Here is a 22,895-nt window from a genome sequence, read left to right as displayed (position 1 = left end):
TAAAATCGATAATCTACCTTTAACGTAACTTATTTAACGCCACATTACAAAAGTAGACCATTCAAATATCAAATCTTTCTAATCAATTAAACAAGACAAACAAAAATGAGCTACACACAAAGTAATCAAATTTGTGTGTAGCTCTCTTATTGTTCTATTACGATGCCAACAAATTACTTAGCATATTGATTTACTAATTCTTGTACTTCCTCAGATGTTGCACAATCGATTGCTCTTTGTGCTAACTCTTCCATTTCATTCTGACTAAGGTCCTTAATTTGGCGACGTGCTTTTAGCACTGAAGTCGCACTCATAGAGAATTCATCTAGACCTAAACCTAATAATAATGGAATAGCAATTTCATCTCCAGCCATTTCGCCACACATACCAGTCCATTTACCTTCTTTGTGTGAAGCTTCAATAACTTGTTTTACTAATCGTAAAATTGAAGGATTGTATGGTTGATACAAGTATGAAACACGTTCAGACATACGGTCAGCAGCCATTGTGTATTGAATCAAATCGTTCGTTCCAATACTGAAAAAGTCAACTTCTTTAGCAAATACATCTGCTAAAGCAGCAGTAGAAGGAATTTCTACCATGATACCTAACTCGATATCATCTGAAACCTCAACTCCATCATTTTTCAAGTTTTCTTTTTCTTCAAGTAGTAATGCTTTAGCATCTCTAAACTCTTGAATGGTTGCAACCATTGGGAACATGATATTTAATTTACCATAAGCTGATGCACGTAGTAATGCACGTAATTGTGGTCTGAAAATATCAGGTTGATCTAAGCATAAACGAATCGCACGATAACCTAAGAAAGGGTTCATTTCTTCAGGTAAGTTGAGATAAGGTAATTCTTTATCCCCACCGATATCTAAAGTACGTACGACAACGCGTTTGTCTTCCATCGTTTCTAATACTTTTTTGTAGGCTTCGAATTGCTCATCTTCAGTAGGCATTTCATCTCTACCCATATATAAAAACTCTGTACGGTATAATCCGATACCTTCCGCACCATTTTCAATAACACCTTTTAAGTCATTAGGTGTACCAATGTTTGCAGCAAGCTCAGCATGTCTACCGTCTACTGTTGTTGTTTCTTCATCGCGTAATTTTTGTAGCTCTTGTTTATCTTCAAAGAAGCGCTCGCGCTTATTTTGGTAAGCGATAACTTCATCTTCTGTAGGGTCAATGATTACTTCTCCAGTTAATCCATCAACAATAATCATATCACCTTGTTTAACTTCTTGTGTAATTGATTTCGTACCAACTACTGCAGCAATTTCTAATGAACGACTCATGATTGCTGAATGTGATGTTCTACCACCAATGTTAGTTACAAATCCTTGTACAAATTCTTTATTCAACTGAGCAGTGTCTGAAGGTGTTAAATCGTTTCCGATTATAACAACGCTTTCATCGATCATACTAGGATTTGGTAAATCAACACCTAAAATGTGTGCTAACACACGTTTCGAAACGTCGCGAATATCAGCAGCACGTTCTTTCATATATTCATTATCCATTGATTCGAAAATAGTAATGAATTGTCCAGTAACATCAGATAATGCAGTTGGTGCGTTAACTTGTTCATTTTTAATTTTTTCTTCAATCGGTTGAATTAATTCAGGGTCATCTAAAACAAGTAAATGCGCATCAAAAATAGCTGCTTTGTCAGCACCTAAGTTCTTTTCAGCATTGTTTCTAATTTTAGTTAATTCAACTTTAGATGTTTCGATAGCGTGATTGAACTTAGCAATTTCAGCATCAACGTCTGTGATTTTCTCACTATCAAATGATAGATCTGGTTCGACTAATAAATATGCTTTTGCAATAGCTACACCATCAGATGCAGCTATTCCGTTAATATAGTTTGACATAATTATTTAGTTAAACCTTCTTTTGATAAAATATCAGTGATTGCTTGAATTGCATCCGCTTCATCGCTACCATCTGCATAGATAGTGATTTCTGCATCTTTACCTACACCTAAACTCATAACACCCATGATTGATTTCAAGTTAACTTTTTTACCGTTATATTCTAATTGAATATCTGAATCAAATTTTGAGGCAGTTTGAACAAGCATTGTTGCTGGACGAGCGTGAATACCTGTTTCGTCGATAATTACATATGATTTTTGTTCCATAATAGATTTCTCCTTCGTATAGTTAGAATCGTTAGTTTATTATAAAACCTAGCATAGTTTTATATAATAACATTACCAAATTATTTATTTAAATTCAATTCGTTGCACCCATGATATGACAATATTCAGCGAAATTTAACTATTTTGTGAAAACGCTATAGTTTTAGACTAATGATTTAACTACTTTTTCACATTTTTGAATGTGGTCATCACCAATTTTTTTCATAAAGTAATAACTAATTGAAGCTGATATCGCTTGTCCAACAATTGGAAACCATTTCGTCTGCTTAGCTGCAACACGTTTAGCAACATCTCGAACAACAACTTTTAAAATCGCGTTAGATATTTTTTTACCGATGAACTGACTACCTTGAATCGCTGCAGCTGCGAAAACACGTTCTTTAACATCGTCGCCCATTTTATTTACTTGCTTATGGTCTAAACCATAGATCTTATTGACATCCTCTATGATATCGCGCATAAGTTTGATATCAACACCAAAGTCTAAACCTGGAATAGGCACTATACTTATACTTGATGATAATACTGATTTTTTTCTTACAAGTGCTTCTGCACGTTTACGGCGTTCTTCAATTTCAATATTTGAAGTTGGAAGGTTACTTTTTTGCTTAATATCTTCGATGTTTAATACTTTATTACCAACTTTTTGTGTAACATTATTTGTTAATTTATTTTTAAAACCCATAATTTCACTCCTTAAATATTAAATACATATTAAGTTAAATACCCTTTTTTCAAAATTTTACTGTATATTTACAAAAATTGCTTTTAAATATTTAGATGGCTTGTAATGTGCATGTGTTTTAAAATCTTTAGGTAATCCCATAACATCTTGTATTTCATACTCAACATTTGCTTCTTGAAGTGTATTATTGATTACGTTTTTAAACGCTTTTAAAGAAAATGAACTATTATTCGTACATAAAAGGAGTGTACCGTTTGGCCCTAATATCTCTAAGGCACCTTTGATTAATTTGTCGTAATCTTTTTGAACCGTAAATGTTTTTTTCTTATTTCTAGCAAAACTTGGCGGATCAATAACAATAGTGTCATAAAATAAGTCATGGCGACGCGCATAATTAAAGTAATCAAATGTGTCCATAACATAAATATATTGTGATTTAGGATCAATACCATTCAAACCAAAATTCTCTTCTGTAAGTGCTCGAGAACGATTTGCTAAGTCAACACTCGTTGTCATCGTTGCTGGTTCAGCTGCAACCACTGAAAATGCACCCGTATAACTAAAGACATTTAATATTTCTTTATTTTCTGCATAACGCTCTTTTAATTTTTTACGTACCTCCTTTTGGTCTAAGAAGATACCCGTCATTGGACCATCATTTAAATCTACATTATAGAAAGTAAAGTTTTCTTCAATGACAATTGGAAATTCTGGTGCTTCGCCATCGACAAAGCCACCTTTGATTTCAGCATCTTTAAAACGCATTTTTTCAAAAACTGATGTGTAATTAAATACTTGCTTTAACGCAGATAAGACATTGTAGCGGAATTTATAAATCCCCTTAGAATACCATTGAATCAAGAAATGACCATCATAGTTATCAATTGTAAGTCCGCCTACCCCGTCACCTTCACCATTAAATACTCTAAATGCATTTGTACCATCTATATTATAAAAATATTGACGTTCTTCCTTAGCTTTTTCAAATAACTTTTCAAAAAATTGAGTGTTTATCACTTCATCTTTATCGTAACTTAATACCCAACCTACACCTTTATGTTGTTTTCCTACATATGCTGTCGCAATGTACTGTTCACTATCATTTACTAAATTGAATAAATCTCCCTCTTTCAAATGATCGTGTGAATATAAATCTTCTTCGTCGATTAATGGATATTCATTTAAATACTTTGTTTCTTTACCTTTATTTAAAGTGGCGATTTTCATAAAATTATGTCAGCCTTTCTATTTTTAAAATTTATTATTATTATTTTCTTATTCATTTTATCATCTCAACTACAATGAAACATTAAATTTGTTGAAATAACTACAATTAACTACAACTTAAAAACCTATCTTCCATTTTTCAGGAAAATAGGTTTTCTTAAATCTAGTATTTAGATGGTTCACGCAACTTCATAACAAATGCAACTATTACGGCAACTATCATAATTAATAATATTGGCGTGATAAAAATAGATAACAATAAGCCATGAACCATGATATTCATAAATTCTGTAATCAACTTGAAAAATAATAAACTTACCATAAACAATTGTAAATAATAAAATCTATCTTTCAAGAAATTCGTTAACGTCGTTAAAATATAAATAATGATAATAATCATCAAGAAGAATAATGTAACCCATTCAATTACATATTGCGTTTGTGATATTTCCCAATTACCTGAAACAAATAACGCATTTCTATTATTAAATTCTATTAACGTAAAGAATAATAACACTGCTCCGCAGAATAACTCTACATACGCCGGCTTAATCCATTTTGGCTTTTTCATCCAATTTGGAACGTCATCTTCTTGAATATCAATAATTTCTTTCCATTTTGCTATGAACTTATCTTTTTTATCTCTCATTTTTTGGAGATCTACACTTCTTCGTGTTTTTCTTGTAAATTCAGTCGTTTTGTCTTGCAGATGTTTCCATCTTTCTTTTGTTTGATTCGTTACTGTTCCTTTACTTGTTCTTGATAATTCTGGTTCTTCCTCACCCAACTCTTGCTTCGTTAAAGGCAGTGCTCTTCTTAAGAATAAGAAATTCCAAATTGACATTTGACCTAGCAACCACATAATAATGAAGAATGTGTTTACACTTAGAATGTCGATTGGAATAATTTCGTCACTGTCAATTCTACCAAACAACACGATTTGCGTTATTAGATAGCTAATGCCATAACTGAAAATAATCCATAAATAATGATTTTTTCTATGATCTGTATTTAACTCGTCTTTATAAACGATATAACCAATATGAATTGCAAATGGTATTACGAAAATAATAGCAAAAAAGCTATATACTTGAGTCATTAATATCAGTGTGATGATAAAGAACAGAATACCTATAACTAGAAAGAATACTGAAATATCATAGTCATATCTTGTTGTTCTAAACAATGTGAGTCCGAGCATAATTACACCAATACCAAATAAAATGATAATAATAGCACTGATTATTGGAAAGTTTCCTATGTAATTACTCATTACTCTTATAATTTCGCTAAAGAATGCATTAATAAAATCCCATACATTATGAATATGTAATTCAATTTTACCTTTACCGTTTAATTTGTTTATTAAAGGTAAATTAATCAATATAATGAGACCTGTAAAAAGCGAAACGATGCCTATAATATAACTATATAATATTTCAGCGTGTTTCTTTATAAAAGACATACCATTCACCTCAAAAGTTATTATATATTAACATTTAGTTCTTGTCTTTATTTATCTAAGAAATAAGTCCATAGTATGATACAAAATGTTGTATAGTCAACTTTCCACTTACAAGTCATACTCAAACACTTTTTTGCATTTATCAATCGATAATCTTTTCCGAATCTCTAAAAAATAATTGCGGTCCCAACCAGGATTGCTGATTGGGTACTAACTCATTATATTGAATTACAATGTTTGATTTTTTGAAAAACGTGGTATGTTTAAATTACAAATCAATTTATTGATAAAGGAGCGCTTTATTATGAATAAAGAAGAATTAAACAAACAAGCAGCTGAAAAAGCAAAAGAAGCTGAAGATAAATTAAAAGATCAAAAAGAATCTGCAGAAGAAAGCACTGAAGAAACGAAGAAAAATATTCAAGATACTTTAGATTAATTCCATGCTTTTTTATTAAGAATAATTAAAGTTGATGGCTCTAGCCATCAACTTTTTATGTACTTAAAACTTTTCGCAATATATAGTTATATTTAGTGAGAATTTCTATAGAGGTCCTTGACATTATCATTTAAAAATCATACATTATAGTTAAATTTAAATAAATCATTCGCACTAGGGGTGTTTTGAAACTGAGATGAGGTATACCCTCAAACCCTTTGAACCTGATCTAGATGAAACTAGCGTAGGAAAGTGTACTGCGATACCTATGTCATAGGTATCCGTATGCCTATTTACGCGCACCTTAACTAGAAGGTTGTGCGTTTTTTATTTTTAGGAGGGAAAATTATGTCAAAAGGTTTAAAGCTTTCTGAGATTTTAGTAACGGTACTTATTGCCGTGGTATTCGCAGTCATTTATAATATTTGGAATTTCGTGTATAAAGCCGTACAAGTGACTGGGTTGCATTTTGAGGAACTAACGTATGGCGCATGGTTTATGGCTGCAGTAGTTGCATACCTAATCATACCTAAAGCAGGTATTGCTATTTTAGCAGAATTTGCTGCAGGGGCTGGTGAAACAATTGTCATGGGAAGATTCGATATTGCAACAATGGTCTATGCACTATTACAAGGTCTAGCTTGTGAAATTATATTCGCAATCTTTAGATATAAATCTCGTTCTGCCATGCTCGCAATGATGGCTGGATTTTTAGCAGCTGTGGCTACATTGCCACTAGATTTTGCGTATGGCTATTTAGGAGAAATCGCTGGTTGGAACTTAGCATTATACATTGGTTTCAGATTAATTAGTGGCATTATCGTCGCTGGATTGCTCTCTTATTATATTGTTAAGGCGCTTGATCAAACTGGTGTAACTAAATTGTTCCGCCCAGCAACACAAAATGATTATGACAATTTATAAGGAGCAATCACTTTGATAGCTACAAAAAATTTACGCTTAAAATATCCTAATGGTCAGAAAAAAATATTTAATGACCTTTCTCTTCAAATAGAAGATAAAGAAAAAGTTTTACTATTAGGACCTTCAGGATCTGGAAAAAGTACATTATTAAATGTGCTTAGTGGTATTGTTCCAAACCTCATTGACCTTCCAATCAAGTATGATCAGTTGGAAATTGATACTTCATGTGGCGTCATTTTCCAAGATCCCGATAGTCAATTTTGTATGCCTAAAGTTTATGAAGAACTTGCTTTTGTATTAGAAAACCTACAAGTTCCAAAAGAAGCAATGCATACCCGAATCGTTGAAGCACTTGCAGCCGTTGATTTAGATGTGGATGAGCATCAATACATCAATCAACTCAGTGGTGGTATGAAACAAAAATTAGCCATCGCTGAAACGATTTTGCAACAGGCAAACACGCTGTTTCTAGATGAACCAACCGCTATGCTTGATGTTGAATCTACCGCCGATTTATGGTACAAAATCAAAGCCCTATGGCAAGATCAAACTGTCCTTATTGTAGAACATAAAGTTGAGCATATTTGGGAACATGTTGATCGTGTCATACTAATGAATTATGATGGTGCCATTATTGCTGATGCTGCACCGACTACTATTTTAAATGAATATGAACATTTACTGACTGAATATGGTGTATGGCATCCTAATGCTTGGCAATCAGCACCTACACCAATGAGCTACACTGCGACAGACGTTGATGAAAGTGATGCTTTTAATGGACGAAATCTTTTAATTAAACGTGGTAAGCAAGCACTTGCTGATATTCCTAGTCTAAAAATTGGCCAAGGTGAATGGATAACAATAACAGGTCCAAATGGCTCTGGGAAGACATCATTACTTGAATCAATGATGCAGCTCATTAAATATGATGGTCAAATGTTTATAGCTGGACAAACACTTACAAAGATTAAGCATGCTGCTAAATACATGTATTTGGTCTATCAAAATCCAGAATTACAATTCATTACTCACTCAGTATATGAAGAAATTCATATACAATACAAATACCAATTGCGTTCATCTCAAGAAGCTGAAGCGCAAACTCAAAATATGCTTAAAACTTTAAATTTAGAATCTGTACAATCACAACATCCTTATGAATTATCAGTAGGACAAAAAAGACGTTTGAGTGTGGCAATTGCATTAAGCTCAACGGCAAATTTTATCTTGTTGGATGAGCCTACTTTTGGACTCGATAGTCATAATACTTTTAACCTTATTAAATTATTCCAACAGCGTGTACAAAATGGGCAAACGATTATTATGGTGACACATGATCCAGAAATCATCTCACGTTACCCTACGCGTAAATTACGTTTAGTTGATCACCACTTAGAAGCATTGGTAGGTGATTCGAATGTTTGATATTTGGAAAAAGCATCACACCTTTGTTGATGATGTAAATATAATTACCAAACTCGCGCTTGCGATTGTACTGTTTTTCTTTGTAATCTTTGTGCATCAATTTGACTATATGCTATATATTACTTTGCTCATACTTATATGCTTATTGATCTTTAATGGCTTACAGTTTAAAATCACAGGCGCTTTTATTATCTTCACAGTTATTTTCAGTCTAATATCAGCCCTATTTATGATTTTTTATGGCGATGGCACACATACCTTGTTTCAATTGGGATTTATCCATATTACTATGGAAAGTCTATACCGAGGGCTACATTTGGCAATGCGTACAACAACAGTATCCTTTTTTGGTATCCTGATTGCATTTACATCTCAAATCGTATTAGTATTTTACAGCTTAATGCAACATCTTAAGGTGAAGCCCAAAGTAGCGTATGCGTTTATGGCTGCCATTCGTATGGTGCCTTTAATGTTCATTTCTTTACTTCAATTAAGAAAATCATTAAAAATCCGTTATCAATTAATTAGCGCACAGAATTATCGTGGCTTTAATAGAATTAAACATTTAATCATCCCATTGCTAAGTCAAAATATCAGAAAAGCACATCAACTTTCAGTTGCAATGGAGAAAAAAGGGTTTAAAGATGGCCCTAGAACTTATTATTATCATGCACCTTTCTCGTACAAAGACATTCTATTCGTTGCCCTAGTTGTAATTATTTTAATAAGTGCTTATTTCTTATCACAACACTTACCAATTACCGGCATCGAAGACGTTCGTATAAACCGTATATATTAGAAATTCAAAAAATCATTTTAACCAATCCAAAAAGCGCGCAAACAAAACTTAAACCACTTTGTTTGCGCGCTTTTCTTATTTTAGTATTTGTAATTGTTTTATAAATTGTTATGAATTGCTTTATCGCTGATATCATTACGGTAAAACAAAGCGTCACTTTCGATACGTTCAACTGCTTCATATGCTTTTACCTTAGCACTACGTATATCATTACCTTTACCTATAGCTAGTATCACACGTCCACCTGAAGTAACATAATGTTGATTTATTTTTTTCAATCCACTTACAAAATAATCACCATTCAACTCGAATCCTGAGACGTTGCCACCTTTTTCGTAGGTACTTGGATAACCTTTAGAAGCTAACATTACACCCACAACCGCATCTTCTTTCCATTCAAAATGTATCGGTTGTTTCGACTCTAAATCAAGTATATGCTGCATCAAATCGCTTTCCATTCGAGTTAATAATACTTGCGCTTCTGGATCGCCAAATCGTGCATTAAACTCAATCACTTTTGGTCCTTCTTTAGTAATGATTGCCCCAATATAGAGCACTCCGAAAAATGTATAACCTTCTTTCGTCAACGCTTGAGCTATTGGCTGTGCAATTTCTTTATTGGTACGTTCTAGTATTTCATCTTTAATATGTGGTACTGGACAGTACGCCCCCATGCCGCCAGTATTTGGACCTTTGTCATTATCAAAAGCGCGCTTATGATCTTGTGCAATACAATCAAATGGCACGGCATACTCACCATTTACAAATGTCATAAGTGAAAATTCTTCACCCTCTAAAAATTGTTCGAAAATCACTGTTTCTCCATCATTTGTAAATAGTGTATCGATGGCTTCATATGCTTCATTCAAGTTATTGGCAATGATAACACCTTTGCCTGCAGCTAAACCATCTTTCTTTAATACGACTGGATATTCGCATGATTGTACATATTCAATCGCCTGTTGTTTCCGATTGAATTCTCGATATGTAGCAGTTGGAATATCATATTTTGCCATTAATTCTTTTGCGAAGCGCTTTGAACCTTCAATTTGGGCTGCTGCTTGGTTAGGGCCAAATACTTTGATTTGTGCTGCCTGTAATTTGTCAGCCAAACCTTCCGTAAGTGGTTGCTCTGGTCCAATAACTACCCATGCAATTTGATGTTTTTGTGCAAAATCTACGATTGATTCATGATCAGCTTCAGCTATATCAGTATGAATTGTAGCTATACTTTCCATTGCATCATTTCCAGGAATTACATGTATTTCATTAACTAATGGTGATTGTACCAGCTTATGTGCCAACGCGTGTTCTCTACCACCAGCGCCTATAACAAGTACTTTCATAAATGTACTACCTCCAAGATTTATTAATGTTTAAAATGCCTTACACCTGTAGTTACCATTGCAATACCATGCTTATTGGCCATATCAATTGAATCTTGGTCTTTGATTGAACCACCTGGTTGAATAATAGCTTTAATACCAGATTTTGCAGCTAATTCAACAGTATCATCCATTGGGAAGAAGCCGTCAGAAATCATAGCTACATTGTCAGTAATTTCAATCGCTCTATCTATTGCTATTTGTGCCGAACCCACACGATTCATTTGACCAGCACCGATACCAACTGTTTGCTTCTCATTACTTAAAATGACTGCATTACTTTTCACTGAAGCAACGACTTTCCAACCAAGTAACATTGCTTCCCATTGTTCATCAGTTGGTTCAACTTCGGTTACAACCGTCATATCTTCACGTGATAATTTCACATTGTCCTTATCTTGTACTAGGTAACCACCTGATACTGATACAAATTCTTGTTCGCTATTATCAATTGTCATATCAATTTCTAAAAGTCGAATGTTTTTCTTTTGACTTAGCACTTCCAAAGCTTCATCCGTAAATTTCGGTGCAATGACTACCTCAAGAAAAATACTGTGTAGCGTTTCAGCCAACGATTGATCCACTGTTCTATTTAATGCTACGATACCACCAAAAATTGACTGACTATCCGCTTCAAAAGCATGTTTATATGCTATTTCAATAGTTTCGCCAATACCTACACCGCAAGGATTCATATGTTTGACAGCAACTGCCGCTGGTTCTTCAAATTGTTTAACTAATGACAAAGCTGCATCTGCGTCTTTAATATTATTGTAGCTTAATTGTTTACCATGTAATTGTTTTGCACCTGCAAGTGTATGCTTCGCATCAGATGTTCGAATAAAATACGCTGCTTGTTGTGGGTTTTCACCGTAGCGTAAGCTTTCTTTATTGCCTTTAAAGAAATCAACAATAGCTGCATCATATTGATTGGTATGCTCGAATACTTTGACCATCAATGATTTACGGTATGATTCATCCAATACGCCTTGCTTTAATCTGCGAATAACTTCATTATAATCAGCTGGATGTACGACTGTAATAACATGTTTGAAATTTTTAGCTGCTGCGCGAAGCATCGTTGGTCCACCAATATCGATATTTTCAATAGCATCTATTTCCGTTACATCCGGTTTAGCTACCGTTTCTTTAAATGGATATAAATTGACTATGACCATATCAATTAAATCAATATGTTGCGCTTTTAATTGTGCTAAATGTTCTGGTTTATCTCTATCTGCTAAGATACCACCATGCACAGATGGATGTAATGTTTTGACTCTACCATCCATTATTTCTTCAAACTGTGTCAATTCTGATATTGATTTAACTGGAACACCTGCGTTCGTTAATTCACGCATTGTTCCTCCAGTTGAATATAACTCATAATCCAGTTCAATTAATGATTGCGCAAATGCAACAATTCCTGTTTTATTAGATACACTTAATATTGCTTTCTTCATTATCTATTAGCACCTCTTATTGAATGATTTTTGAAATAACTTCTGGGTAAAATTCATGTTCGATTGCTTTGATACGTGCTTCAAGCAATGCTTTGCTGTCGTCCGGATATATATCACAAGTTCTTTGTTCAATAATTTCTCCCGTATCCATCCCACTATCTACATAGTGTACAGTTGTGCCTGTTTGAGTATCACCACTGGCTAATGCTTGACCAATGGCATCTTTCCCTTTGTACTTTGGTAATAATGAAGGGTGAATATTTAATATACGTCTTTGATATGCATTAAGGATATTTTCACCAATGAGTTTCATATATCCTGCTAAAATAATCCACTCTACCTTTTCAGCAGTTAACCATTCTATAATTTTGCGTTCATAATCTGCCTTTGAATCAAAATTCTTCAATTCATTAATATGTACATCTAAGTTGTATTTTCTAGCACGTTCAATACAATAGGCATTCACTTGATCCGTGTATAAAGCAGTTACTTCAATTTGAGGTAATAATCCTTGTTCGATTTTCGACATAATACTGTCAAAATTACTTCCTGAACCAGATGCAAAAATTGCTACTTTAGTCATTGTTATACCCCCAACAATTCAATTGGCGTTTCGCCTTCAACTATTTCACCAATTTCATATGCATTAACCTCGTGAGATTTAAGCACGTTTATTGCTGTTTCAACTTGGTCACGATCAACAACTAATGTGAAGCCAATACCCATGTTAAAGACATTGTACATTTCATTCGTTGTAATATTACCTTGAGTTTGTAACCAATCAAATATTGCTGGCGTTGGGAATTGAGTCACATCAATTTTAGCAGTCACACCTTCTGGCAAAGCTCTTGGAATATTTTCATAAAAACCGCCACCAGTTATATGAGTCATTGCATGTATCTTTAGTGCTGATTTTACGGCTAAGACAGGTTTTACATATAGACGCGTAGGTTCTAAAAATGCTTCAAGATAGCTTTGTTCTTGATTAAATTTATCGTCTAAATCAATACCTGATTGCTCAATTAATTTCCTCACTAGGCTATACCCATTTGAATGGATACCACTAGATTCAAGTCCGATAATAACTTGTCCCGGTTTAACCGTTGAACCATCTATATATTCACTTTTTTCCACGGCACCAACTGCAAACCCAGCTAGATCATATTCACCTTCATGATACATTTCACCCATTTCTGCAGTCTCTCCACCGATTAATGCAGTATTTGTCGCTTCACAGCCATCACTTACCCCTTTAACGATTTGTTCGATGACTTCTGGTACAACCTTGTTAGTTGCAATATAATCTAAAAAGTAAAGCGGTTCTGCACCCGTAGTTAAAATATCATTTACACACATTGCTACTGCATCTACACCAATCGTGTCATGTTTTTGATGATCAATCGCTAATTTTAATTTTGTGCCTACGCCATCTGTTCCAGAAACAAGTAATGGAGCTTTCATATTGAGCTGTGATAAATCGAATGTAGCGCCAAATCCACCTAATCCACCTAAAACTTCTTTGCGCATTGTTCTTTGAACATGGCTGGACATACGTTCAACGGCTTCATAGCCCGCATTAATATCTACCCCTGCTTGTTGGTATGCTTTAGACATTTAAATTACCCTCTCTATCAAAGTATTGTTTGTGTTGCTTAAGATATGCTTTTTGACGTTCACTTAGATGTGCTACATAATCTGCTTCATAATCAAATAAACCTGCAGGATAATCACCAGTAAAACTTTCTACACATAGTCCACTATATGGTGCATCCATATCAAGTCCAATAGCTTCAATTAGTCCGTCTACTGTTAAATATGACAATGAATCTGCACCAATATAATCACTAATTTCTTCTGGTGATTTACTGGATGATATCAGTTCTGCTGTAGTTGAAACGTCTATACCGTAAAAACTTGGAAACATAAATTCTGGTGACGCAATACGCACGTGTACTTCATTCGCGCCAGAGTCTTTTAACATTTGAACAATACGTTTACTTGTTGTCCCTCTGACGATAGAATCATCCACGAGAACAATGTTTTTTCCATAAACAATATCTTTCACTGCTGATAATTTCACACGAACACCTTGTTCTCTTAATTCTTGAGTAGGTTGAATAAATGTTCTTGCGACATATTGGTTTTTAACAAGTCCCATTTCATAAGGCAACCCACTTTCTTCCGCATAACCAGTTGCTGCTGATAATGATGAGTTAGGTACACCGATGACCATGTCAGCATTTTCCGTAGGACTTTCTTTTGCTAATAGTTTTCCTGATTGTTTTCTTACAGCATGTACATTTTTTCCAGCTATTGTAGAATCTGGTCTCGCAAAGTAAATATATTCCATAGCTGAAATGGCTGTCGTCGTTTGTCGTGTATAAGATTCTACTCTGATACCTTCATCATTAATAACGACATATTCTCCAGCATGTATATCACGTACAAATTCTGCACCCAGTACATCGATTGCACATGTTTCACTTGCAATAATATAGGAACCATTTTTCATTTTACCAACAACTAATGGTCGGATAGCATTTGGGTCTACTGCTCCATAGAGTGCATCTTTTGTTAATACTGCAAATGTAAATCCACCTTTGATTTTTCTTAAACTTTCTTGAAAAGCATCTTCGAATGTTGGTGCTTTACTCCTGCGAATAAGATGCATGATGACTTCTGTATCTGAAGAAGAATGGAAAATAGAGCCTTGTTGCTCTAATGATTTTCTTAAACTTTGTGCGTTAATTAGATTGCCGTTATGACAAATTGCTACACTCATATCGTAGAAGTGATAAAGAAACGGCTGAATGTTCTCAATACCTTTATTACCTGAAGTGGCATAACGTACGTGACCGATTGCATGTTGATATGATTTGAATGTTTCCATTTGAATATCTGAAATAGCTTCTGTTAATAAACCTAATCCACGCTCACCAATTAGCGCGTCACCATTCGAACATACAATTCCCGCACCTTCTTGACCTCGATGTTGCAGACTGTGCAATCCCATATATGTTAATTGTGCTGATTCTGGATGATTCCAAATACCAAATACACCACATTCTTCATTTAATCCGTTGCTGTCATACATTTAGGTATTGCTCCTTCCCATAAATCAGTTAATGTCTTAACATTTCGTGCAATTGTCGTATCTTGGTTAAACACTTTAAATTGACCATCGTTTGTCATCTCACCGATTTCGACTGCATCATCTATGTGTAAAGCTTGTCCGGCTTTGACTGAGACGATATAACGTCCTTGAGTTTCGCTAAATAATTGAGCATTTGTCACATCAATTTCTGCATGCAATCCAAGTTGGTAATGTGCACTAATTCGTGCTAAAGCCAATAATAAACCACCTTTACCAACAGTTTGTACATGTGATGCTACGCCACTACGAATAGCTTGTTTAATTGCTTCACCCTTGCTTACTTCATCTGACAAGTCAATCGCTTCAAATTCATGATTAACTTGGCTATAAAGTAATTTTTCAATTTGACTGCCACCAAAATCATCTTTTGTTGCACCAACAAGGTATAATTTATCACCACTAGTTAAATGGAAATCATTCAAATATGAAATATCTTCAATTAAGCCCACCATTCCAACAACTGGGGTAGGGAATATCGATGTCTCTCTTATTTCATTGTACAGCGAAACATTGCCTGATACGACTGGCGTATTCAATACTTCACAAGCTTCTGCCATACCTTTCGTTGAGTCTGCTAATTGTTGATAAATTTCTTTTTTCTCTGGTGAACCATAATTTAAGCAGTCTGTCATCGCTAATGGGGTTGCTCCTATTGCAATCAGGTTTCTATATGCTTCTGCAACTACCATTTTTCCACCTTCGTAAGGATTGTTAAATACATAGCGCGCTTCACCATCAATTGTTGAAGCAATTGCTTTATTTGTACCTTCTACACGTACTACAGATGCTTGCAAGCCTGGTTTCACAATAGTATTTGCACCTACTTGTTGATCATATTGCTCATATAAATAGCGTTTAGATGCAATGGTAGGATGTTGTAATAATTGATCAAATACTGATTCTACATCAATATCACTGTAATCATTTTTGGTTTCGTTATATTTTGGTGACTCACCTTCTAGCACATAGACTGGCGCTTCGTCAGATAATGGTTGTACGGGAATGTCAGCAAAGACTTCGTCTTCATAAGTTAATACAAAGCGATCCGTATCTGTAACCTCACCGATAATCGCACTGTCTAATTCATGTTTATCAAATAAATCTAAGAATTTTTGTTCTGTACCTTTTTCAACAACGAGTAACATACGTTCTTGTGTTTCAGACAACATCATTTCATATGGCGAGATGCCTTCTTCTCTCGTCGGAACCTGTTCTAAACGTAAATGTAGACCACTTCCACCTTTAGCCGCCATTTCTGATGATGAAGATGTTAATCCCGCAGCACCCATGTCTTGTATACCTACAAGTTCATCAAAAGTGATTGCTTCAAGAGTAGCCTCCATCAATTTTTTACCAACAAATGGATCACCAATTTGTACAGATGGACGTTTACTTTCACTATCTTCACTTAATTCTTCAGAAGCAAATGTGGCACCATGAATCCCGTCACGACCAGTTTTCAAGCCAACGTAAATTACAGAATTACCTACACCTTTTGCAGTACCTTTTTGAACCATGTCATGGTCAATAATACCAACGCACATTGCATTCACAAGCGGATTACCATCATATCTATCATCAAATTCTATTTCACCAGCTGTTGTAGGAATACCTATACAGTTACCATAACCGCCAATACCTGCAACAACACCGCGTAGTAGACGACGATTTTGTTTTTCAGTTAGTTCACCGAAGCGTAAGCTATTTAATAAATTAATTGGGCGTGCCCCTATTGAAACAATATCTCTTATAATACCGCCAACACCTGTTGCGGCACCTTGATAAGGTTCTACAGCTGAAGGGTGATTATGAGATTCAACTTTGAATACCACTGCTTGATTATCACCAATATCAACTACGCCAGCGCCTTCACCTGGCCCCATTAATACATGTTCTCCAGAGGTAGGGAATTGCGTTAAAAATGGTTTAGAGTGTTTATAAGAACAATGCTCACTCCACATTACTGAAAAAATACCAATTTCAGTGAAATTAGGTTCTCTACCCAAAATTTCACATACCTTTTCATATTCTTTATCGCTTAATCCCATATCTTTATAGAGTTTTTCGATTTTAATATCTTCATTACTTGGCTCAATAAATTTAGACATTTTGTTCCCTCCAACTATTTACCATTGCTTGAAATAATTTTACGCCGCTATCCGTACCGAGTATTGTTTCAATTGCACGTTCAGGGTGTGGCATCATACCACATACATTACCTTGTTCATTGACGATTCCAGCAATGTCGTTAAACGAACCATTAGGATTATCAACATACTTTAAAATAATTTGGTTGTTTTGTTCCAAAGTTTGATACATTTCTGGTGTACAGTAATAATGACCTTCACCATGTGCCACAGGAAACACTACACGCTCATTTTCAGAATATAAATTTGTAAAAGCTGTTTGATTATTAACTACCTGTAATGATTCATTTCGACTTACAAATAAATGTGAATCATTATGTAGTAATGCACCCGGCAACAAGCCGATTTCCGTTAATATTTGGAACCCATTACATACACCAAGGACTGGTTTACCTTCTTCTGCGAACTGTTTCACGGCATGAGTTATAGGTGCAACACTGGCCATCGCACCAGAACGTAAATAATCGCCAAATGAGAAGCCACCAGGAATCAACACGCCATCATACCCATCTAATGTTGTATTCCTATAATCAACATATTCTGCTTCCACACCTGATTTTACCGCTGCATTATACATATCTCTGTCACAATTTGATCCTGGAAATTTTAGCACTGCAAATTTCATTCTGCTTTCTCTCCTTCTTCCAAGACTTTATAGCTATAAGTTTCAATTACAGTATTTGCAAATAGTTTTTCACTCAATGTTGTAATAACATTATGAACTGCTTCATCTGTTGCTTCTTCTACGGTCATATATAATAATTTACCTACTCTAATATCATTCACTTGCGTATAGCCCAAATCGTGTACGGCGCGATTTAATGCTTGACCTTGTGTATCTAATACCTGTGGTTGTAATGTGATGTGCAATTCAATTGTTTTCATTATTTATGTGCCTCCAATTTATTTAAAAATGTTTGATATACTTCAATAATTGATCCTGTGTCTTCTCTATATACGTCTTTGTCAAAATTCGTATCACTATGCGCGTCCCAAATCCGACATGTGTCAGGTGAAATTTCATCTGCTAATAAGATTTGTCCATCTTTCGTAAGGCCAAATTCAATCTTGAAATCTACTAACCTTAGTTCCATGTCTGTCATAAGATTTAATAATTGTTGATTCACTGCCAACGCCGACGCTTTAAGTTCTTGTATCTCCGTTTCACTTGCTAAATGCAATAATTTAATATGATCATCTGTAATCAACGGATCATTTAAATCATCATTTTTATAGAAAAATTCAACGAGTGGCTCATCAAATACGTGTCCTTTATCGAAGCCTAGTCGTTTTGTAATCGAACCCGCAGCAATATTTCTAACGACTACCTCTAATGGAATGATTTTTACCGATTCAACCAATTGCTCAGTTTCAGAAATTTGCTCGATAAAATGACTTTTCACACCATTTTCTTTTAAATAATTGAATATATGTGAAGTGATTTGGTTATTTAAGCGACCTTTGCCTTCTATATAGTCTTTCTTAGCACCATTGCCTGCAGTCACTTCGTCCTTATATTCAACTCGAAGTACATCTTCAACTTCTGTTGAAAAAATTCGTTTCGCTTTTCCTTCATACAACAATGTCATTAGATTGCTCTCCCTTCGAATGCCTTTAGTAATGCTTGTTCCGTTTGATTAATATCTTCAGTGAGAACTGTTAAGTGCCCCATTTTACGATTTGCTTTGCGCATTTCTTTACCATAAATGTGAACATGCCATTCTGGATTTTCTGAAAATTGATTTTCCAATAAATCAAGGTCTTTGCCTAATAAATTCATCATAATTGCCGGTTTTAAAAGTTCAATTTCTTGTGGTAATTGTTGTCCCGTTATCGCTAAAATGTGAGTATCAAATTGTGAATAATCACATGCTTCTATAGAATAATGTCCGGAATTATGTGGTCTTGGTGCAATCTCATTAACGTATAAAGCATTTGACTTATCTATAAAGAATTCCACCGTAAATGTACCTACAAAATGGACATTATTTATTAACTTTTGAACTTCATTCCGAGCAGAATGCTCAATACTTTCGTCAGTACGTGCTGGTACTACAGTCTTAAATAGCACCTGTTGTCTATGTTCATTTTCTTGTAATGGAAAGTAAGTTATTTGGTTATTTGCACCAATGGTCACCGTTAAGGAAACTTCTTTATTTAGTTTGAGATATTGTTCTGCTACGCATTCTTCAACTTCGATGAGTGCTTTCGCATCTTTTAAATCTGCGGCTTTTTCAACAAGCACTTGTCCTTTACCGTCGTATCCACCAAATCTTGTTTTAACGATAAATGGATAACCGATTGATGATATCGCATCATTTAAGTCTTCGGTATTTGTGAGCTGTACGAATGGTGCAATGTTACAGTTGGATTCTTTTAAGATTTGCTTTTCAGATAAGCGATCTTGGAGTATTTGAATAGCTTGATAACCTTGAGGGACATTATAATGCGAGACAAGGTATTCTAATTGACTCGCAGAAATATTTTCAAATTCATATGTGATTACATCTGATAGTGAAGCAAGTTGATTTAAAGCTGCTTGATCATCATAATTTGCATGAATAAACTCATGTGCAACATATTGACAAGGGCATGCTTCATCAGGATCTAGTACAATTACTTTATAGCCCATGCTTTGTGCTGATTGCGCCATCATTTTACCTAGTTGACCGCCACCAATAATGCCAATTGTCGAGCCGAATTTTAACTTATTGAAGCTCATGTTGCATTTCACTCACTTTCTCCACTAATGATTTTTCATAATTCTCCAAATTTTTTCTTACTGATGAATGGCTGATACCTAATATTCTAGCAGCTAACACCCCTGCATTTTTAGCACCAGCTTTGCCAATTGCAGTTGTAGCAACTGGTATACCTCCAGGCATTTGAACAATAGATAAAAGTGAATCTAGTCCTTTTAAACTTTTGGATTCAATAGGTACACCTATAACAGGTAATGTGGTCATCGATGCTACCATACCAGGTAAATGTGCTGCACCACCTGCACCTGCAATAATAACGTCATAACCATCTGTGATAGCTTGCTTTGAAAATTCAAACATTAATTGAGGCGTACGATGTGCAGAAACTACTTTTTTATCATATGGAATTTCAAATTGTTCTAACATAACACAACTTTCCTTCATTGTTTCCCAATCAGAGGAACTACCCATGATGACTACTACTTTCAAAATGAACACCCTTTCAAAAATTTGAAATGTTACTACTTTTCAATGTATATTACAGGTATAGCATAACAACTAAACAGGTCTTTTTCAATCAAAAATCGAACTTTATTATAATTTACCGTTATAATCTACGTCTTTTGATTGTTAATCACCCTATTATTTGTGCTAATGTTAAGTAAAGTACAAACATTTAAGGAGGATTTTTCATGGTTGCAAAGATTTTAGATGGAAAACAAATTGCTAAGGACTACAGACAAGGTCTTAAGGATCAGGTCGAAGCTTTACAATCTAAGGGGTATACGCCTAAATTATCAGTTATATTAGTAGGTAATGATGGTGCCAGCCAGAGCTATGTGAATTCTAAAAAGAAAGCTGCTGAAAAAATTGGAATGATTTCAGAAATAGTACACTTAGACGAGTCAACTTCTGAAGAAGAAGTACTCAATGAACTTCAACGCTTAAACGAAGATGATAGTGTGAGTGGTATCTTAGTTCAAGTACCATTACCTAAACAAGTGAGCGAACAGAAAGTATTAGAATCCATCAACCCAGAAAAGGATGTCGATGGATTCCACCCTGAAAACATCGGTAAACTTTATATCGATAAGCAAACTTTTGTACCATGTACACCACTTGGCATTATGGAAATTCTTAATCATGCTGATATAGATTTAGAAGGTAAAGATGCAGTTGTAATCGGACGTAGTCACATTGTAGGACAGCCTGTTTCAAAATTATTACTTCAAAAAAATGCATCTGTAACAATTCTTCACTCAAAAACGAAAGACATGCACAGTCATTTGAAAAATGCTGACGTCATTGTAAGTGCTGTTGGTCGTCCTGGACTTGTCACAAAAGACGATGTTAAAGAAGGCGCAGTGGTTATAGATGTTGGTAATACACCAGATGAGAACGGCAAGTTAAAAGGTGATATTGCATATGATGAAGTTAAAGAAATAGCTGGTGCCATAACACCTGTTCCTGGCGGCGTTGGCCCAATGACAATCACAATGGTATTAAACAATACATTATTAGCTGAAAAAATGCGTAGAGGTATCGAATAGTACACACTGAATTGTAGTTATTGTTCGTCATATAACTTATAGCTTTTAATATAAAACAGGCTGGGACATAAATGTCTCTGACTAAACAGAAAACGATAATTTCTATTGAAATAATATAGAAGTTATCGTTTTCTTTATTTTTATCAAATAGTGTAGCTCGTTGAGCTACTATTTTCCTTACATTCAATGCCATTAGGAGAAATCCTAATTCTCTTTTGACTTTGTCTATCCCTCGAACTGACATTCGAGTGAAACCCAAAATAGCCTTCATAAATCCGAAAACTGGCTCTACATCAATTTTTCTTTGATTGTAGATTCTTTTCGTTTTTGGTTCAGAAAGCATTTGATTAATTTGATATTTAAAGTATTCCCAGTTATAATTCTTCATTATTTTCTTATTTGATTTTGAATTTGACTTTATATATTGATTTTTCAGTGGACAACCTGAACAATCATAACATTCATATAATTTAAAATCTTGTTTGAATCCATATTTGTCATGTCGGTAAGCATATCTATTAAAACCCAATCGTTTATGATTTGGACAAATAAATTCATCGTTGGTTTCATCGCATTTCCAATTCTGAGTATTAAAAATGTCACTTTTAAATTTTTTAGTCTTATCTTTAATAAACATGCCATAGGTAATAAGTGGTGTTCTGTTAAAATCATCTATAATAGCCATATAATTGGATTCACTACCATAACCAGCGTCAGCTACAATATATTCAGGTAAACGACCGTAGGTTTCTTTAATCATAGTTAAAAAAGGGATTATTGTTATTGTATCTGTTGGATTTTGATACACATTATATGGTAAAACAAATTGAGAATTTGTCGCTATTTGTAAGTTATACCCTGGTTTAAGCTGTCAATTTTTCATATGATCATCTTTCATTCTCATGAAAGTCGCATCATAGTCTGTCTTAGAATAACTATTTCTATCTTGGAGTATCTCTTTTTGTGTTTTATATGACGGTGTTTGATTTTGTGATAACCACATCATTCTAATACTATCATTGAGCATTTTTTCTATTTTACGCCCAGAAAATACGGATTGCGTATAGGCATATAGAATAACTTTTAACATCATTTTAGGATGATATGACGTAGCACCTCGATGATGTTTGAATTCATCGAATTCACTTTCAGGGATTGTTTCACCGATTTCATTTACATATTGTGACATGTCATTTGCGGGAATAAGAATTGAAGTTTCCATTGGTAGTGTAAGTTGAGTCATGTTATAATTTTTATACATAAGGCATCTCGTTAATTTAGTTTAGTAGTGTTTATTAAATTATACGAAAGGGCCTTATTTTTTTGAATAGCAAAATATATATTATAC

The 22,895-nt window shown here is 34.4% G+C and carries 21 protein-coding genes, 1 pseudogene and 1 riboswitch; of the genes and pseudogenes, 5 read left to right on the top strand and 17 right to left on the bottom strand.

What is annotated here, in order from left to right:
• Nucleotides 1–173: 173 nt before the first annotated feature.
• The 5 genes from ptsP to auxA all read right to left on the bottom strand — a co-directional run bounded on the left by ptsP (nucleotide 174) and on the right by auxA (nucleotide 5,556).
• Entirely contained in the window at nucleotides 174–1,889 is a 1,716-nt protein-coding gene (ptsP, locus tag BJS11_RS06875) for a phosphoenolpyruvate--protein phosphotransferase (RefSeq protein WP_069994831.1), read from the bottom strand.
• Nucleotides 1,890–1,891: 2 nt separating this feature from the next.
• Nucleotides 1,892–2,158 carry a phosphocarrier protein HPr gene (locus tag BJS11_RS06870; RefSeq protein WP_069994833.1) on the bottom strand — a complete coding sequence of 89 codons (267 nt, stop codon included), beginning with the start codon at nucleotides 2,156–2,158 and terminating at the stop codon, nucleotides 1,892–1,894.
• Nucleotides 2,159–2,321: 163 nt separating this feature from the next.
• Nucleotides 2,322–2,864: a DUF697 domain-containing protein gene (locus BJS11_RS06865; protein ID WP_069994834.1), complete on the bottom strand. Its 543-nt coding sequence runs from the start codon at nucleotides 2,862–2,864 to the stop codon at nucleotides 2,322–2,324.
• Nucleotides 2,865–2,921: 57 nt separating this feature from the next.
• Complete coding sequence (locus BJS11_RS06860) at nucleotides 2,922–4,091, bottom strand: class I SAM-dependent rRNA methyltransferase (protein WP_069994835.1); 1,170 nt, start codon at nucleotides 4,089–4,091, stop codon at nucleotides 2,922–2,924.
• Between the two features lie 163 nt (nucleotides 4,092–4,254).
• Nucleotides 4,255–5,556, bottom strand: coding sequence for a lipoteichoic acid stability factor AuxA (gene auxA, locus BJS11_RS06855; RefSeq protein WP_069994836.1), 1,302 nt, complete (start codon nucleotides 5,554–5,556; stop codon nucleotides 4,255–4,257).
• Nucleotides 5,557–5,860: 304 nt separating this feature from the next.
• On the opposite strand from auxA, the gene graF reads away from it, so the two are divergent.
• From graF to BJS11_RS06840, 4 genes are all read left to right on the top strand, one after another.
• Nucleotides 5,861–5,995 (top strand): glycopeptide resistance-associated protein GraF, encoded by a 135-nt coding sequence (gene graF, locus BJS11_RS13845; protein WP_209436227.1) that lies wholly within the window; start codon nucleotides 5,861–5,863, stop codon nucleotides 5,993–5,995.
• 166 nt (nucleotides 5,996–6,161) lie between these two features.
• A riboswitch (TPP riboswitch) is annotated at nucleotides 6,162–6,263 on the top strand.
• Between the two features lie 80 nt (nucleotides 6,264–6,343).
• A complete protein-coding gene (locus tag BJS11_RS06850; RefSeq protein WP_069994837.1) occupies nucleotides 6,344–6,919 on the top strand; it encodes an ECF transporter S component in 576 nt (191 codons plus the stop codon).
• Between the two features lie 12 nt (nucleotides 6,920–6,931).
• Complete coding sequence (locus BJS11_RS06845; protein ID WP_069994838.1) at nucleotides 6,932–8,347, top strand: ABC transporter ATP-binding protein; 1,416 nt, start codon at nucleotides 6,932–6,934, stop codon at nucleotides 8,345–8,347.
• Nucleotides 8,340–9,146 carry an energy-coupling factor transporter transmembrane component T family protein gene (locus BJS11_RS06840; protein WP_069994839.1) on the top strand — a complete coding sequence of 269 codons (807 nt, stop codon included), beginning with the start codon at nucleotides 8,340–8,342 and terminating at the stop codon, nucleotides 9,144–9,146. The genes BJS11_RS06845 and BJS11_RS06840 overlap by 8 nt, the downstream gene beginning before the upstream one ends.
• Before the next feature lie 98 nt (nucleotides 9,147–9,244).
• Here the strand turns inward: BJS11_RS06840 and purD are convergent, their stop codons facing one another.
• From purD to purE, 11 genes are read right to left on the bottom strand one after another with little or no spacing between them, the layout of a single operon-like run.
• Nucleotides 9,245–10,492: a phosphoribosylamine--glycine ligase gene (purD, locus tag BJS11_RS06835; protein ID WP_069994840.1), complete on the bottom strand. Its 1,248-nt coding sequence runs from the start codon at nucleotides 10,490–10,492 to the stop codon at nucleotides 9,245–9,247.
• A gap of 23 nt (nucleotides 10,493–10,515) precedes the next feature.
• The gene (gene purH, locus BJS11_RS06830) at nucleotides 10,516–11,994 is read right to left on the bottom strand and encodes a bifunctional phosphoribosylaminoimidazolecarboxamide formyltransferase/IMP cyclohydrolase (RefSeq protein WP_069994845.1); all 1,479 of its coding nucleotides are present in this window, start codon (nucleotides 11,992–11,994) and stop codon (nucleotides 10,516–10,518) included.
• Between the two features lie 16 nt (nucleotides 11,995–12,010).
• Complete coding sequence (gene purN / locus BJS11_RS06825; RefSeq protein ID WP_069994846.1) at nucleotides 12,011–12,577, bottom strand: phosphoribosylglycinamide formyltransferase; 567 nt, start codon at nucleotides 12,575–12,577, stop codon at nucleotides 12,011–12,013.
• Between the two features lie 2 nt (nucleotides 12,578–12,579).
• Nucleotides 12,580–13,608 (bottom strand): phosphoribosylformylglycinamidine cyclo-ligase, encoded by a 1,029-nt coding sequence (gene purM / locus BJS11_RS06820; protein WP_069994847.1) that lies wholly within the window; start codon nucleotides 13,606–13,608, stop codon nucleotides 12,580–12,582.
• Entirely contained in the window at nucleotides 13,601–15,088 is a 1,488-nt protein-coding gene (gene purF / locus BJS11_RS06815; protein ID WP_069994848.1) for an amidophosphoribosyltransferase, read from the bottom strand. The genes purM and purF overlap by 8 nt, the downstream gene beginning before the upstream one ends.
• Nucleotides 15,067–17,256, bottom strand: a complete 2,190-nt coding sequence (gene purL / locus BJS11_RS06810) for a phosphoribosylformylglycinamidine synthase subunit PurL (protein WP_070014067.1) — start codon at nucleotides 17,254–17,256, stop codon at nucleotides 15,067–15,069. The genes purF and purL overlap by 22 nt, the downstream gene beginning before the upstream one ends.
• Nucleotides 17,249–17,920 carry a phosphoribosylformylglycinamidine synthase I gene (gene purQ, locus BJS11_RS06805; protein WP_069994850.1) on the bottom strand — a complete coding sequence of 224 codons (672 nt, stop codon included), beginning with the start codon at nucleotides 17,918–17,920 and terminating at the stop codon, nucleotides 17,249–17,251. Before purQ ends, purL begins: the two co-directional genes overlap by 8 nt.
• Nucleotides 17,917–18,180: a phosphoribosylformylglycinamidine synthase subunit PurS gene (gene purS, locus BJS11_RS06800; protein WP_069994851.1), complete on the bottom strand. Its 264-nt coding sequence runs from the start codon at nucleotides 18,178–18,180 to the stop codon at nucleotides 17,917–17,919. The genes purQ and purS overlap by 4 nt, the downstream gene beginning before the upstream one ends.
• On the bottom strand, nucleotides 18,180–18,884 hold the full coding sequence (gene purC, locus BJS11_RS06795; protein WP_069994852.1) for a phosphoribosylaminoimidazolesuccinocarboxamide synthase: 705 nt from the start codon (nucleotides 18,882–18,884) through the stop codon (nucleotides 18,180–18,182). Before purC ends, purS begins: the two co-directional genes overlap by 1 nt.
• On the bottom strand, nucleotides 18,884–20,017 hold the full coding sequence (gene purK, locus BJS11_RS06790; RefSeq protein WP_069994855.1) for a 5-(carboxyamino)imidazole ribonucleotide synthase: 1,134 nt from the start codon (nucleotides 20,015–20,017) through the stop codon (nucleotides 18,884–18,886). Before purK ends, purC begins: the two co-directional genes overlap by 1 nt.
• Entirely contained in the window at nucleotides 20,004–20,486 is a 483-nt protein-coding gene (gene purE, locus BJS11_RS06785; protein WP_069994857.1) for a 5-(carboxyamino)imidazole ribonucleotide mutase, read from the bottom strand. The genes purK and purE overlap by 14 nt, the downstream gene beginning before the upstream one ends.
• 203 nt (nucleotides 20,487–20,689) lie before the next feature.
• Here purE and folD point away from each other — a divergent pair, with 203 nt between their 5' ends.
• A complete protein-coding gene (gene folD / locus BJS11_RS06780) occupies nucleotides 20,690–21,547 on the top strand; it encodes a bifunctional methylenetetrahydrofolate dehydrogenase/methenyltetrahydrofolate cyclohydrolase FolD (protein ID WP_069994859.1) in 858 nt (285 codons plus the stop codon).
• 73 nt (nucleotides 21,548–21,620) lie between these two features.
• Here folD and BJS11_RS13290 read toward each other — a convergent pair.
• A pseudogene (locus BJS11_RS13290) lies at nucleotides 21,621–22,808 on the bottom strand (transposase); the annotation flags it as partial.
• Nucleotides 22,809–22,895 lie beyond the last annotated feature (87 nt).

Origin of the sequence: Staphylococcus caeli (genome assembly GCF_900097965.1) — a bacterium.
GTDB classification, from domain to species: Bacteria; Bacillota; Bacilli; order Staphylococcales; family Staphylococcaceae; genus Staphylococcus; species Staphylococcus caeli.
This window is presented reverse-complemented; position numbering and strand designations above follow the sequence as displayed.